Origin of the sequence: Marinobacter sp., from assembly GCF_040882185.1 — a bacterium.
Classification (GTDB): Bacteria; Pseudomonadota; Gammaproteobacteria; order Pseudomonadales; family Oleiphilaceae; genus Marinobacter.
In genome coordinates this window covers 278,948-291,854 of record NZ_JBBEBW010000020.1, presented here as the reverse complement: position 1 = coordinate 291,854, position 12,907 = coordinate 278,948, and the positions used below count along the sequence as shown (strand labels likewise).

The window sequence follows — 12,907 nt, the reverse complement described above, 5'->3', positions numbered from 1 at the left end:
ATGCATCTGATTTTCGGGGGCACGTTTGATCCTGTACACAATGGTCATCTCCGGCTGGCCATCGAGCTCAAGGAACGGCTGGGGTTGACTCAGGTAGCTCTGGTACCGTGCCACATTCCGCCGCACCGGGAGCGTCCTGGTGCTGACAGCTCCGAGCGTCTGGATTTACTGAAACTGGCGATCTATGGAGAACCCGGGTTGGTAGTGGATGACCGGGAACTGGTCCGCGACGGGCAGTCCTTCACGGCCGATACGCTGCGCCAGCTGCGCGCGGAACTGGGTGAGCAAAAGCCCTTGGCGATGGCCGTGGGCACGGATGCCTTTGCAACCTTTGACCGCTGGCAGGACTGGCAACAGATACCTGAGTTGGCGCATATCATCGTGGTCAATCGCCCGGATTCGGCTCTCGCCCCGGAGAGCGAGCCAGCCAGGCTCTTGATGTCCCGCCGTGCCACTGAAGCAGGTCAGCTTCATCTGCAACCAGCTGGCCTGGTGTTGGAAGTAGAATTGCCTCAGCTATCGATTTCCGCTACCGCAATCCGGAGCACCATCGCGCAGGGACAATCCCCTCGTTACCTTTTGCCAGACAGGGTCTGGGATGCGATTCGTTCAAACAGCCTTTATGGAGCCCGCTCGGGGGAGCATTGAAAGGTGCCGTCCACGGTTATTTCTGCGTGCCCTGTATCGATGTTTTAGTGCTACAATCGCCGCTGAATCTCAATTTGTCGGGCGGTAACCAGAGTTGCCGGCCGCGTTACAGGGTAATTATGCAGGCAGAGCAATTGAAAGAAGTGGTTATTAACGCGCTGGAAAATGTGAAAGCTAAAGATGTGAGTATCATCGACGTGCGTGACCGGACCAGCGTAACCGACTACATGATCGTTGCCTCCGGTACCTCCAACCGGCATGTGAAATCCTTGGCAGACTCCGTCGTTACAGACGCACAGGACAACGGCGTTCGCGCGTCCAGTGTTGAGGGCGCAAGTGTCAGCGACTGGATTCTTGTAGATCTGGGTGATGTGGTTGTCCATGTGATGATGCCTGCTACCCGTGAGTTCTATGATCTTGAGCGGCTGTGGCGGGATGCTCCGAGTGTGGGCGCTGCAGGCAGCGAATAAAGGTGCGGTTGCGGCTGATTTGCGTAGGGCAGAAAATGCCCGACTGGGTAACGCTGGGGTTTAATGACTACGCAAAGCGCATGCCTCCCGAGCTCGGTGTCGAACTGTCAGAAATTGCCCTTGCCCATCGTGGAAAAAACGCCGATATCGTTCGCATGGTACAACGTGAGGGCGAGTCGGTGCTTGCTGCCGCTGGCAAGGGTGATCGTTTGGTTGCGCTTGAAGTTGGTGGAAAAGCCTGGTCCACGGCGCAGTTGGCGAAGCAACTGGAAAGTTGGCAGCAAGACGGCCGCGATGTCAGTTTTATGATTGGCGGGCCGGATGGCCTGTCAGACGATTGCCGGGCGCAAGCGGACCAGATGTGGTCGTTGTCGCCGCTGACGTTACCGCATCCACTGGTCAGGATCGTGCTGGCCGAACAGCTTTACCGGGCGTGGTCCATCACCCGAAATCATCCATACCACCGCGCTTAGGACGACACCATGCCTTGGGGCGAGTTCAAAGACACGGTCGCCGAACGACGTATTTTTCAGCATCGGACCCTGGTGGCTCTGCTATTGCTGTTCGTCATGATGGGCCTGCTGATGGCCCGCATGTATTACCTGCAGGTAGTCCAGCACGATACCTACACCACGCTCTCCGATAAAAATCGTGTTCAGGTTCAGTCCGTCGCGCCAACCCGCGGCCTGATATATGATCGTAATGATGTCTTGTTGGCAGAAAATCGTCCGGTTTTTAATGTCACCATCGTACCGGAGAGGGTCGCCGATATTTCCCAAACCCTCAGCGACCTCCAAGCCATTCTGAATATCTCAGAAGAAGACCTTGACCGCTTTCGTGGCCGGCTGCTTGAACCCCGCCGACCCTTCCAGGAAATACCGCTGCGCTACGATCTTACCGAGCAGGAAATCGCGAGTATGGCGGTCCACCGTCATAACCTTCCGGGAGTTGAGGTGAATGCCGAGCTGGTTCGATACTACCCCTACAGCGAATTGACTTCCCATGCCCTCGGATATGTTGGCAGGATCAATCGGGATGAACTTCAGCGTATTGACCCGGTCAACTATGCTGGCACCAATTACATTGGTAAATCGGGTATAGAGCGCTTCTACGAACAGGCACTGCACGGCAAGGTGGGCTATCAGCATGTTGAAACCAATGCCCGGGGCAGAACGTTGAGAGTACTGGAGCGGGAAAGTCCGGTACCTGGCGAAGACATCCGTTTGCACCTTGATATTCGTCTCCAGCAATATGCTCATGATTTGCTGGATGGCCGACGGGGAGCCATCGTAGCCATAGAGCCAAAGACGGGGGGTGTGCTGGCGCTGGCGAGTGTACCCGGCTTTGATGCCAACTTGTTCGTCACCGGTATTGGTGTCGAGGCTTACCGTGAACTTAACGAATCGCTGGACAAACCGCTGTTTAATCGCGCCTTGCGAGGACAGTACCCCCCGGGATCGACTATCAAACCGATGCTGGCGATTGCAGCCCTCGATAGTGGCTCCACCACCCGGGACCGTGAGATCTGGGACCCGGGCTATTTTCAGTTGAAGCCAACCGGACGTCGCTTTCGTGACTGGAAGCGTGGAGGCCATGGTTGGGTTAATCTGAAGGACGCCGTGGAACAATCCTGCGACATCTATTTCTATGATGCTGGCGTGCGCATGGGTGTTGATGTCATGCATGATTACCTGAGCAAATTTGGTTTCGGGGAGGAAACCTCACTGGATATCAGTGGCGCATTATCCGGCCTGGTACCTTCCCGGGAGTGGAAGCGAGCTCACCGGAATGAGCCCTGGTATCCTGGCGATTCTGTCAACATGAGCATCGGTCAGGGGTTCAACTTGGCGACACCGTTGCAATTGGCCACAGGCACGGCGGTTTTGGCGAACAGAGGCGTCTGGAATCAGCCACGGCTGCTGGCCGAGATTCTGGGAGATCATGACTTTGAGGAAGGTCTTTTTGGTGAGGAGCGGGAAGATATTGTCTTGAAAGACCCAGCCACCTGGACATTTGGCATCGAGGCCATGGAGGCGGTCATGCACGGTGCCAAGGGCACGGCGCGTGGGGCTGCCGGTGATGCACCCTATCGGATGGCTGGCAAGACGGGGACTGCACAGGTTTTCAGTCTCGCCGAGGACGAAGAGTACGATGAGGAAGAGGTGCGGGAGCGGCTTAGGGACCATGCGTTGTTTATCGGGTTCGCCCCCGTGGAAGATCCTGCCATAGCGGTGGCAGTGATTGTGGAGAACGGCGGCAGTGGTAGCGGAACGGCTGCACCGGTTGCGCGGGCCATTTTTGATGCCTGGTTACTGGGTTTTCCGGCTGCTGATGAGCCAGTATTGGTGGAATCGAATCCGGAGGCTGGCGAGTAATGGGGTTGCGCGATTTTACTCGTCCAATGACTCATCACCCGCTTTCCGGGGCTCGGAGTATTTGGGCAGCTCTGCATATTGACCCTTTTTTGCTGGTACTTTTGTTGGTGCTGCTCAGTTTTGGTTTGATCGTGTTGTTTAGCGGGGGTGATGGCCGAATCGCCCTGGTTAAGGCGCAAAGTGTCCGGATAGGGCTCGCGCTCGTGGTGATGTTTGTATTTGCCCAGCTGGACCCGTCGGTTTACCGGCGTTGGGCGCCCTGGCTATACGCTTTAGGGGTACTCGCGCTGGTAGCGGTAATACTGGTCGGCGTAGGTGCCAAAGGCGCTCAACGTTGGCTGGACTTGCCGGGTTTGCCCCGTTTCCAGCCCTCGGAACTGTTGAAAATCGTGGTGCCAATGACAGTCGCCTGGTATCTCTCACGACACTTTCTGCCTCCGAAGTTGTCTCATGTTGCGCTTGCGTTGGCGATGGTGCTGGTTCCGGTGGCGTTAATCGCGAGACAGCCGGATTTGGGTACCTCGGTGCTGGTGGCTGCGGCCGGGTTGTTCGTGGTGTTTTTTGCCGGTATTCGCTGGCGCATAATCAGCGCCTTTTTTGTGTTGGTATCGATTGCGGCCCCGTTACTGTGGTTTTTCGGTATGCGTGATTACCAAAAGCAGCGCGTACTGACGTTGCTGGACCCGGAGAGTGATCCGCTGGGGGCTGGCTGGAACATCATGCAATCAAAAACGGCGATTGGCTCCGGAGGTTGGAGCGGCAAGGGGTGGATGCAGGGAACGCAGTCGCACCTGGAGTTTCTGCCCGAAAGTCACACCGATTTCATTGTGGCCGTGCTCGCAGAAGAGTTCGGGTTTGTGGGCATTTTCGCTTTGATGTCATTGTACCTCCTCATTCTCTTGCGCTGTCTTTACATTGCCGTCAATGCTCAGGATTCCTTTAGTCGTTTGCTGGCGGGCGCCTTGAGTATGACGTTTTTCATTTATGTGTTTGTCAATGTGGGCATGGTAAGCGGCTTATTACCAGTAGTGGGGGTGCCGTTGCCTCTGATCAGTTATGGCGGCACCTCTATTGTCACACTGATGGCGGCATTCGGTATCCTGATGTCGATCCACACCCATAGGCGTATGATCGCCGCTTAGCGCGGGTTACTTTTTGGTTAGGTTGGTCGCGAACCCATGGTGAATGTCAAACGCAGCATGATAGTCTCCTCGGCATTCTGCGTGCCCTGTGTTCACAGGTAATTGTTAGCAATCCTCAGAAATGATTTTGCAAAAGGGTTTCCATGAATATGCAGCCGGTCAGTCGATTCTTCCTGTGTTCTGCGGGCATCTTATTGTTCGTCGTCGGGGGGCAGGTGTCAGCCGAGGGGGTATCAGAAAGCAATTATGCGGAATCCCGGGCAGGTAAGACTTTCATTCAGGCCTTATCCGATGAACATGGGTTTGAGCGCGCTGAGCTGACCCGTTGGCTTGGCCAGGCTGAACGACAGGACGGCATCCTGAAGTCCATCAGCACCCCTGCCGAGAAAACTCTCGAATGGCATGAATACCGAAGAATATTCATACGTGATGAGCAGATAAAGGATGGCGTAGCGTTCCTGGATAAATATCCGGAAGCGTTCGAGCGTGCAGAGAATGAGTTCGGCGTCTCGAAATATATTATCGCGGCAATTATCGGGGTTGAAACCCGATATGGTCGTTACCTCGGGAGTCACAGAGTGCTGGATGCGCTGGCGACACTAGCGTTCGATTACCCGCCCCGAAGTACTTTTTTCCGTCGTGAGCTGGGCGAGTTTTTTCTGATGACCCGGGAACAGGACTTTGATCCGTTAGAAGTGAAAGGCTCCTACGCGGGAGCCATGGGCTACGGTCAGTTCATCTCAAGCAGCTACCGTCATTACGCGATTGATTTTGATGGTGACAAAGTTGCCGATCTTCTGACTAACCCGGTGGATGCCATTGGCAGTGTAGCTAATTATTTCGCCCGACATGGCTGGGGCAGTGGCGCCCCGGTGGCGGAACAGATCAGGGATGCTGGTGCCCTGGATGCAAATTCTGCGTTATTGACGACGGGTCTGAAGCCGTCCAGAACGGTTTCAGACTATCGCACGGCCGGGCTTTCGCCGGAGGCTGGAGTGTCTGACGATGAGCCTGCCCGCGCCATTCTTCTGCAAGGTGAAGACGAACCGCAGTTATGGCTGACCTATAAGAACTTCTACGTTATTACTCGCTATAATCACAGTCATCTATACGGCATGGCGGTTCTCGAATTGTCTGATGCACTGCGGAGTCTTCATGAGGAGTCATCATGACGAGTCATAAGTCACTTTGTGCCGCGCTGACATTGCTGGTACTTGCTGGTTGCAGCTCTGCTCCCAAGGAGACGGACCATTCTTCCCGATACACCATAAGTCAGGACCGGGCGCCGTCTGGGAGCTTCGATGTGAGTGGTCTCGAAGATGCCCGGCCACGTTATGAAGCCCCTCGCAAAGCGGGCAACAAGTCGCCTTATACCGTTTGGGGCAAACAGTATCAGGTGATGCCGTCGGCTGATGGTTATGTCGAGCGGGGTATTGCCAGTTGGTACGGTGAGAAATTTCACGGTCATAAAACATCTAACGGCGAAACGTTTGACATGTACACCATGTCGGCGGCTCATAAATCGTTTCCAATACCGGGTTACGCTCGCGTAACGAATCTGGATAATGGTCGATCCGTGGTCGTAAGGGTGAATGACCGAGGCCCTTTTCACGGGGACCGGTTAATTGACCTTTCGTACGCAGCGGCAAAAAAACTCGGGTATCAGTCCAGGGGAACCGCCCGCGTGGAAGTGGCGGCCATAACGGTTCGCCCGGATGGCGGCATGAGCCTGGCGGGCGAGCGCTATCCTCAGGTAGAGACGCCCGTTGCGGTGGCAGAGCAAACCACGGAACCCGGAGAAGCGCTATACGTGCAGTTGGGCTCGTTCAGCCAACGCAACCCGGCGGATGGATTGCGGGATAAAGTACGTCAGCAGACCGGAAAGTCGGTCCGGGTGCGCAAGGTGGAAACCGCAACCGGTTCGTTTCATCGTGTACAGGTGGGTCCGTTTGGAAACGCGGATGAAGCAAAGCGTGAACAACAAGCGCTGGCGAGTCGTGGGTTTGACCAGGCTATTGTCCTGACAGATTCTCGCTAATACCCGGTATTGGACTGTTCATCAATGCGATGGACCGATACTGAAATACATCTAATGATACTGAAAGCACTCATGGCAACTTCTATGTTCAGACACATCATTGCAGTACTGCTTCTCTCGTTCACGGTTGGCAGCGCCGTGGCGCAATCGGTCCTGATTCCTTCACCGCCGTCTATTGGGGCGGGTTCCTTTGTTCTGATGGACCCATTCAGCGGCAAAATACTGATTGAAGGGAATAGCCACGAGCGCCTTCCCCCTGCCAGCCTGACCAAGATGATGACAGCCTATATCGTCGAGAGAGAGCTGGACGAAGGGCGAATTGCCCTGACCGATATGGTGCCCATCAGCGTCAATGCCTGGCGTACCGGTGGCTCACGCACCTTTGTCAAAGAAGGGACGCAGGTATCGGTGGAAGACCTTTTGAAAGGCGTAATTATCCAGTCGGGTAACGACGCCAGCGTGGCACTCGCGGAGTTCGTTGCGGGCAGCGAAAGCGCATTTGCCGATGTGATGAATCAGCAGGCTCAACTATTGGGCATGAAGGATACTCAATTCGTTAATGCCACCGGCCTGCCTTCGCCGGAGCAATACTCTTCAGCTTACGATCTTGCGCTGCTGGCAAAAGCCATCATCAATGATTATCCGGAAAATTATCCGCTCTACTCGGAAAAGAATTTCACCTTCAATAATATCCGGCAGCCCAACCGCAACACGCTGTTGTGGCGTGACCCTACGGTTGACGGGCTCAAAACCGGCCATACCGAAGAGGCGGGCTATTGCCTCGTCGCTTCTGCTCAACGTGAAGATACCCGCTTTATTGCAGTGGTCATGAAAACAGACAGTCCGAATGCCCGCGCTCAGGAAATTCAGAAGATGCTCAATTATGGTTTTCGTTACTACACCAGTGAGCGACTTTTCAGTGCAGGTCAGAAGTTGCTCGACAGTCAGATTTGGGGTGGCCAGTCGGACCATATTAAACTCGGTGTGAAAGACGAGGTGTTTGTCACCATCCCAAGGGGCTCGAAATCATCGCTTGAGTCCGTGGTGGATGTGGACAACGTCATCAAGGCGCCAATCGAGATGGGTCAGGAACTGGGTAGGGTCAAGGTATCGCTGGATGGAGACGTTCTGGTAGATGAGCCTATTCTTGCGCTCGAGGGCGTTCAGGAAGGCGGTTTTTTCAAGCGTATTTGGGATGCAATCAGGCTATTCTTCGTCCAATTATTTTAATGGCAGAGCAGGAGTCAACGGTTGTGAGTGAACCGACACCGCCAAAAATCGAATTTCCCTGTGATTACGTGATCAAGGTCATTGGTGACGCTGCGCCAGACTTTATCGAGTTTGTCGTGTCTGTGGTTGAGGGGCATGCCCCCGGTATCTCAGATGGAGATATTACCGTCAATGACAGTAGCAAAGGCCGTTTTTGCTCCGTCAGCCTGAAAATCGTAGCTACTGGAGAGCCTCAGCTCCAAGCCCTGTTTGAAGAGCTCAAGGCGAGCGGTCGCGTTCATATGGTGCTGTGAACCCTGTGCCCAAGTTGATTATCCGGACGCTGGGGGTGCAGCCTTACCTCGAAACCTGGCAGGCCATGAAAGACCTGACAGCCTCCCGGGGACCGGAAACACCAGACGAACTCTGGTGCGTGGAACACCCGCCGGTATACACCCAGGGCCAGGCGGGCAAACCTGAACATATTCTTGCGCCGGGGAATATACCGGTCGTTCAGGTGGATCGCGGTGGTCAGGTGACTTACCACGGCCCTGGCCAGTTGGTGGTCTACCTGATGATTGACCTCAGTCGGTCAAAAACGGGTATCAGATCGCTTGTGGACCTGATTGAGCAATCATTGGTGAGGGTTCTGGCTTACCAGGGCATCGACGCAGCTCCCCGTCCGGACGCGCCCGGTGTATACGTCGGCGATTCGAAAATAGCCTCACTCGGGTTGCGGGTTCGCCGTGGTTGCTCTTTTCACGGTCTGGCGTTGAATGTTGCCATGGATATGGAGCCGTTTGCGCGTATTAACCCTTGTGGCTACGCCGGTCTGGCGATGAGTCAGGTACAGGATTTTGCTCCCGGCGCTACGGTGACCGAATTGGCCGCTGGCCTGACCGATGAGCTGGCATCACGACTCGGCTACAGCCCCGCAGACCGCCTTACGTACTGAAGTGGTTATGGTGCAGATGTGGTTGCGGTGCAAACGTGACCGTGCAACGCTATGTAGCCGTATAATGCTGTAAAGCTGAAATTCCCGAATCCGGAAAGGTATTGATGGCCTCCAAACGCCCAAGAAATTCCGTAGCCCGTATTAAAACCGGCAGTTTTGAGCGAAGACTGACCCTGACTCGCGCAGGGCTTTTTGCAGGTACCCGTGTGGCATCCCATATGGCGACCAACTGGTTCGGCAGCAAGGATCACCGGGAGGATCGTCACCGAAAGATGCTCTCGAGTCAGGCCGAATTTCTGGTAGACGAACTGGGAAAACTTAAAGGTAGTGTCGTCAAGATCGGCCAGGTTATGGCGCTGTATGGCGAGCATTTTTTACCGGAAGAAGTAACTGAAGCGCTACACACTCTGGAAGATCAGACCACTTCACTGGAATGGACCGCCATTGAACGAGTGCTCAAGGACGAGTTGGGGGAGCAACGTTTCGGCGAGCTTGATGTTGACCCCGACCCCATCGGTGCAGCGTCTCTTGGTCAGGTTCATCGCGCCCGGCGTCGCAGTGATGATCTCGAACTGGTGCTCAAGGTGCAGTATCCGGGTGTCGCTGATGCGGTAGATAGCGACCTGGATTCAGTGGCCCAGCTATTGCGTATCGCGCGCCTGGTTTCGTTTGGCCCGGAATTCAAGGACTGGCTTGAAGAGGTAAGACAGATGATGCATCGGGAGGTGGATTATCATCTGGAGGCCAAAACCACTGAAAAGTTCCGTCAGATGCTGGATGGCGATTCCAGATTTGTCGTGCCGCGGGTGCTGCCTGAATATTCGACGGATCATATTATCGCTTCGACCTATGAACCTGGCCATTCGGTCAGTTCGGTGGCGGTAAAGGAACTTTCGCTCGATCGCCGCAGTGAGCTGGGGCGTGCAGCACTGGAACTGTTCTTCAGGGAACTGTTCGAGTGGGGAGAGATGCAGACGGATCCCAACTTTGGAAATTATCGCATTCGTATCGCCGGTGAGCCCGGCAATACTCATGAACGGGATCAGATCGTTCTGCTCGACTTCGGGGCAGTGCAAAGTTACCCCGAAAGCTTTCTCGAGCCGGTGATAAGGATGATCCGGGCCTCCTACGAAGGTGACCTCGAAGCTGTCATAGAAGGTGGCGTAGAACTGCGTTTCATGAGCGCCGACTGGCCCGACGACATACTCAAACGATTTGGTGAAGTCTGTATGTCCGTGCTTGAACCCCTTGCGGAAGACGCCGACCAATGGCCGCCAAATGCTGTCAATGAGCATGGACAGTATCGTTGGAAGCAGAGTGACTTGCCTTCCCGGGTAGCCCGGCAAGCTGCACGCTCGGCTATCAGCCGCTACTTCAGGGTGCCTCCCAAGGAGTTCGTATTCCTGAATCGCAAACTGATCGGGGTGTACACGTTTATTGCGGTGTTGAATGCCGAGTTTAATGGTGAAGACATGCTTCGGCGCTACCTGTACGGTGCACCGGATGCCTGAACGATTGAGAACCAGAGCCTCAGCCCACAGAGCCCCTCAGCCCACAGAGCCCCTCAGCCCATCGTGGCTGAGGCCTCCAGTACCAGCCAGAGCACCACGGCGTAACGGGCGCCCTTACCGATAGCCACCAGGATCACAAAGTTAAGCCAGGGTACTCTCATAATTCCGCCTATCAGGGTCAGGGCATCGCCACCGATGGGCAACCATCCCATCAGGAGCGACCACTGGCCAAAACGGTTGAACCGCACCTGGGCACTCTCCAACTGCTTATCCGTAATCGGAAACCAGCGTTTATTCTTGAAGCGCTCCACTTGCCTGCCGATAACCCCATTAACAACCGAGCCAAGGGTGTTGCCAAGGGTTGCCCAGAACCAGAGCCATTCGATGGGGTAGCCCTGAGTGGCCATGCCGCCCAGCAAGACTTCCGAATACGCCGGTAAAACCGTCGCTGCCGCAAAGGCTGTCAGAAAAAGACTTAAGTACTCCAAATGCAGCTCCGAAAGATTAAAATCCTTTCAAATCAACAGGCCTGCCCGCTGATGAAAACATTGTCCCTGAAAGTAAAACTCTACGTACTGCTCCTGCTGATGGGGCTCAGCACGATCATTCCAGCCCAGCCCAGCTGGAAGAGCGCATGACAACAGATAGCCGTAAAATGGTACAGATTATGGTGGTTGAGCGCCTGAATGCAACGGCGGGACACTAGTTAACTCCTGATGAGAATTGATTGCTTTTCGCTATAGGAAACATTTGAACAGTGCTGTTTGATTTCGAAAGTAGCCCTGTCACTATGGAAGCGTTCTCAATAGCAAAGACGGGGACAGTGATTGACGTTGCTTACACTGATTGAATGTTGGGGAGTCCTGTTATGGAACGTGTAACGATTTTTGGCCGCTCAAGTTGTGGCTTTTGCGTGCGTGCCAGAGAGTTGTGTGAGATTAAAGGTATTCCGTTCCGTTATGTCGATATTGTAGAAGAGAGCATAAGCAAAAGTGATCTTGGAAAGACCATTGGCAAACCTGTTGAGACGGTTCCCCAGATTTTTGTGGGTCAGGAACACATTGGCGGGTTCGATCAGTTTTCCCGGTATGTGGAGCAAAGTGAAACCGCAACGACCCAATAATGACTGGCAAAATTATCAAGAACCAATAAAAAGGCGCCCGTTCTCTGAGGGGGCGCCTTTTTATTGGCCAGTTACTGTTTGACCTCTCAGACCTCAAAGCCCAGCTTCAACTTTTTCTCCGCGAGAACGCCTTTGATGTGTGCGACTCGGGGCAGGCCGTTGTCGAATGGTGGAAAACTCTCCCCGGCAATCAGCGGCTCCAGGTAGTCACGGCAATCCTGGGTGATGGCAAAGCCGTCGTCGCTGATAAAGTGGATGGGCATTTTCTTTTCCTGGTTCGCCACTTCACTTAGCGGAGCTTCACCAATTCGCCAGCGGTAGGGCCGACTCTGCTCACGCACAATAATGGGCATAACCGCCTGTTTACCGGCCAGAGCCATCTCTACCGCCGCTTTACCAACGGCGTAGGCCTGTTCCACATCTGTGGCAGACGCAATGTGTCGTGCCGAACGTTGCAGGTAGTCCGCCACCGCCCAATGATACTTGTAACCCAGAGCCTGCTTCACCATGTTCGCCAGTGCGGGTGCAACGCCGCCAAGCTGAGTATGGCCAAAGGCATCCTTGTTGCCGGCATCGGCCAGGAAGCGGCCATCTTCATACTGCGCTCCCTCAGAGGTCACAATCACGCAATAGCCATACTCAGTGACGCAGTGCTCAACGCGTTTCAGGAAGGTATCGCGGTCAAAGGGAATTTCCGGAAACAGGATAATGTGCGGTGGCTCACCTTCGCCTTGTCCTGCCAGACCCCCGGACGCGGCAATCCAGCCAGCGTGACGCCCCATAACCTCCATTATGAAAACTTTGGTGGATGACTCACACATTGAGCGGATGTCCAGGCTGGCTTCGAGAATAGAGGTAGCCACGTATTTGGCGACCGAGCCAAATCCCGGGCAGCAATCGGTGAAGGGCAGGTCGTTATCGACGGTTTTCGGAACCCCGATGCAGGTGATCGGGTAGCCCATACGATCAGCGAGTTGAGATACTTTATAGGCAGTATCCTGAGAGTCACCGCCACCATTGTAGAAGAAATAACCGATATCATGGGCCTGGAATACTTCGATCAGGCGCTCGTATTCCCGACGATTTTCGGTGAAATTCTTGAGTTTGTAGCGGCAGGAGCCAAATGCTCCACCGGGGGTATGAATCAGGGCGTCGATGGTTTCGTTGGTTTCTTCGCTGGTGTCGATCAGTTCTTCCCTGAGCGCGCCAATAATGCCATTGCGACCCGCATACACAGTACCAATTTTATCGGGATGCTTGCGGGCAGTCTGGATAACGCCTGCTGCGCTTGCGTTAATGACGGCGGTTACGCCACCGGATTGGGCATAAAACGCATTCTTGATGGCCATCTTGGGCTGGTGCCTCCTGCTGATTGAACTCGTGCCCGGCATAATACGCCAATTGACGGCATTTTTCATGACCTCCGGGCAACCAAA

General features: G+C 54.5%; 14 protein-coding genes. 12 read left to right on the top strand and 2 right to left on the bottom strand.

The annotated features are described in order from the left end of the window. From nadD to WEB64_RS12025, 11 genes are all read left to right on the top strand, one after another. Nucleotides 1-648 (top strand): nicotinate-nucleotide adenylyltransferase, encoded by a 648-nt coding sequence (gene nadD, locus WEB64_RS12075; RefSeq protein ID WP_368058271.1) that lies wholly within the window; start codon nucleotides 1-3, stop codon nucleotides 646-648. Nucleotides 649-767: 119 nt separating this feature from the next. Then, a complete protein-coding gene (gene rsfS, locus WEB64_RS12070; protein WP_368058273.1) occupies nucleotides 768-1,118 on the top strand; it encodes a ribosome silencing factor in 351 nt (116 codons plus the stop codon). Nucleotides 1,119-1,120: 2 nt separating this feature from the next. Beyond that, nucleotides 1,121-1,591: a 23S rRNA (pseudouridine(1915)-N(3))-methyltransferase RlmH gene (gene rlmH / locus WEB64_RS12065; RefSeq protein ID WP_368058275.1), complete on the top strand. Its 471-nt coding sequence runs from the start codon at nucleotides 1,121-1,123 to the stop codon at nucleotides 1,589-1,591. Nucleotides 1,592-1,600: 9 nt separating this feature from the next. Beyond that, complete coding sequence (gene mrdA / locus WEB64_RS12060; RefSeq protein ID WP_368058277.1) at nucleotides 1,601-3,493, top strand: penicillin-binding protein 2; 1,893 nt, start codon at nucleotides 1,601-1,603, stop codon at nucleotides 3,491-3,493. Nucleotides 3,494-3,519: 26 nt separating this feature from the next. Beyond that, complete coding sequence (gene rodA, locus WEB64_RS12055) at nucleotides 3,520-4,635, top strand: rod shape-determining protein RodA (protein ID WP_368058345.1); 1,116 nt, start codon at nucleotides 3,520-3,522, stop codon at nucleotides 4,633-4,635. A 143-nt stretch (nucleotides 4,636-4,778) separates the two neighbouring features. After that, nucleotides 4,779-5,807 carry a lytic murein transglycosylase B gene (gene mltB / locus WEB64_RS12050; protein WP_368058279.1) on the top strand — a complete coding sequence of 343 codons (1,029 nt, stop codon included), beginning with the start codon at nucleotides 4,779-4,781 and terminating at the stop codon, nucleotides 5,805-5,807. After that, entirely contained in the window at nucleotides 5,804-6,673 is an 870-nt protein-coding gene (locus WEB64_RS12045) for a septal ring lytic transglycosylase RlpA family protein (RefSeq protein WP_368058281.1), read from the top strand. The genes mltB and WEB64_RS12045 overlap by 4 nt, the downstream gene beginning before the upstream one ends. 84 nt (nucleotides 6,674-6,757) lie before the next feature. Further along, nucleotides 6,758-7,903, top strand: coding sequence for a D-alanyl-D-alanine carboxypeptidase family protein (locus WEB64_RS12040; protein WP_368058283.1), 1,146 nt, complete (start codon nucleotides 6,758-6,760; stop codon nucleotides 7,901-7,903). A gap of 23 nt (nucleotides 7,904-7,926) precedes the next feature. Then, entirely contained in the window at nucleotides 7,927-8,196 is a 270-nt protein-coding gene (locus WEB64_RS12035) for a YbeD family protein (protein ID WP_368065643.1), read from the top strand. Between the two features lie 5 nt (nucleotides 8,197-8,201). Continuing rightward, nucleotides 8,202-8,837, top strand: coding sequence for a lipoyl(octanoyl) transferase LipB (gene lipB / locus WEB64_RS12030; protein ID WP_368058287.1), 636 nt, complete (start codon nucleotides 8,202-8,204; stop codon nucleotides 8,835-8,837). A gap of 104 nt (nucleotides 8,838-8,941) precedes the next feature. Then, nucleotides 8,942-10,348: an ABC1 kinase family protein gene (locus tag WEB64_RS12025; protein ID WP_368058289.1), complete on the top strand. Its 1,407-nt coding sequence runs from the start codon at nucleotides 8,942-8,944 to the stop codon at nucleotides 10,346-10,348. Nucleotides 10,349-10,401: 53 nt separating this feature from the next. On the opposite strand, the gene WEB64_RS12020 is transcribed toward WEB64_RS12025, so the two are convergent. After that, the gene (locus tag WEB64_RS12020; RefSeq protein WP_368058291.1) at nucleotides 10,402-10,836 is read right to left on the bottom strand and encodes a YqaA family protein; all 435 of its coding nucleotides are present in this window, start codon (nucleotides 10,834-10,836) and stop codon (nucleotides 10,402-10,404) included. A gap of 380 nt (nucleotides 10,837-11,216) precedes the next feature. Between WEB64_RS12020 and WEB64_RS12015 the strand changes: the two genes are divergently transcribed. After that, nucleotides 11,217-11,471 (top strand): GrxA family glutaredoxin, encoded by a 255-nt coding sequence (locus tag WEB64_RS12015; RefSeq protein ID WP_368058293.1) that lies wholly within the window; start codon nucleotides 11,217-11,219, stop codon nucleotides 11,469-11,471. A gap of 86 nt (nucleotides 11,472-11,557) precedes the next feature. Here the strand turns inward: WEB64_RS12015 and WEB64_RS12010 are convergent, their stop codons facing one another. After that, nucleotides 11,558-12,820, bottom strand: coding sequence for a 6-phosphofructokinase (locus WEB64_RS12010; RefSeq protein ID WP_368058295.1), 1,263 nt, complete (start codon nucleotides 12,818-12,820; stop codon nucleotides 11,558-11,560). Nucleotides 12,821-12,907 lie beyond the last annotated feature (87 nt).

Excerpts from the sequence above, each read along its gene's own strand:
- nadD (WP_368058271.1), top strand. The coding sequence starts at position 1 with ATGCATCTGATTTTCGGGGGCACGTTTGATCCTGTACACAATGGTCAT.
- rsfS (WP_368058273.1), top strand. The coding sequence starts at position 768 with ATGCAGGCAGAGCAATTGAAAGAAGTGGTTATTAACGCGCTGGAAAAT.
- mrdA (WP_368058277.1), top strand. The coding sequence starts at position 1,601 with ATGCCTTGGGGCGAGTTCAAAGACACGGTCGCCGAACGACGTATTTTT.
- rodA (WP_368058345.1), top strand. The coding sequence starts at position 3,520 with ATGACTCATCACCCGCTTTCCGGGGCTCGGAGTATTTGGGCAGCTCTG.
- mltB (WP_368058279.1), top strand. The coding sequence starts at position 4,779 with ATGAATATGCAGCCGGTCAGTCGATTCTTCCTGTGTTCTGCGGGCATC.
- WEB64_RS12045 (WP_368058281.1), top strand. The coding sequence starts at position 5,804 with ATGACGAGTCATAAGTCACTTTGTGCCGCGCTGACATTGCTGGTACTT.
- WEB64_RS12040 (WP_368058283.1), top strand. The coding sequence starts at position 6,758 with ATGTTCAGACACATCATTGCAGTACTGCTTCTCTCGTTCACGGTTGGC.
- WEB64_RS12025 (WP_368058289.1), top strand. The coding sequence starts at position 8,942 with ATGGCCTCCAAACGCCCAAGAAATTCCGTAGCCCGTATTAAAACCGGC.
- WEB64_RS12015 (WP_368058293.1), top strand. The coding sequence starts at position 11,217 with ATGGAACGTGTAACGATTTTTGGCCGCTCAAGTTGTGGCTTTTGCGTG.
- WEB64_RS12010 (WP_368058295.1), bottom strand. The coding sequence starts at position 12,820 with ATGGCCATCAAGAATGCGTTTTATGCCCAATCCGGTGGCGTAACCGCC.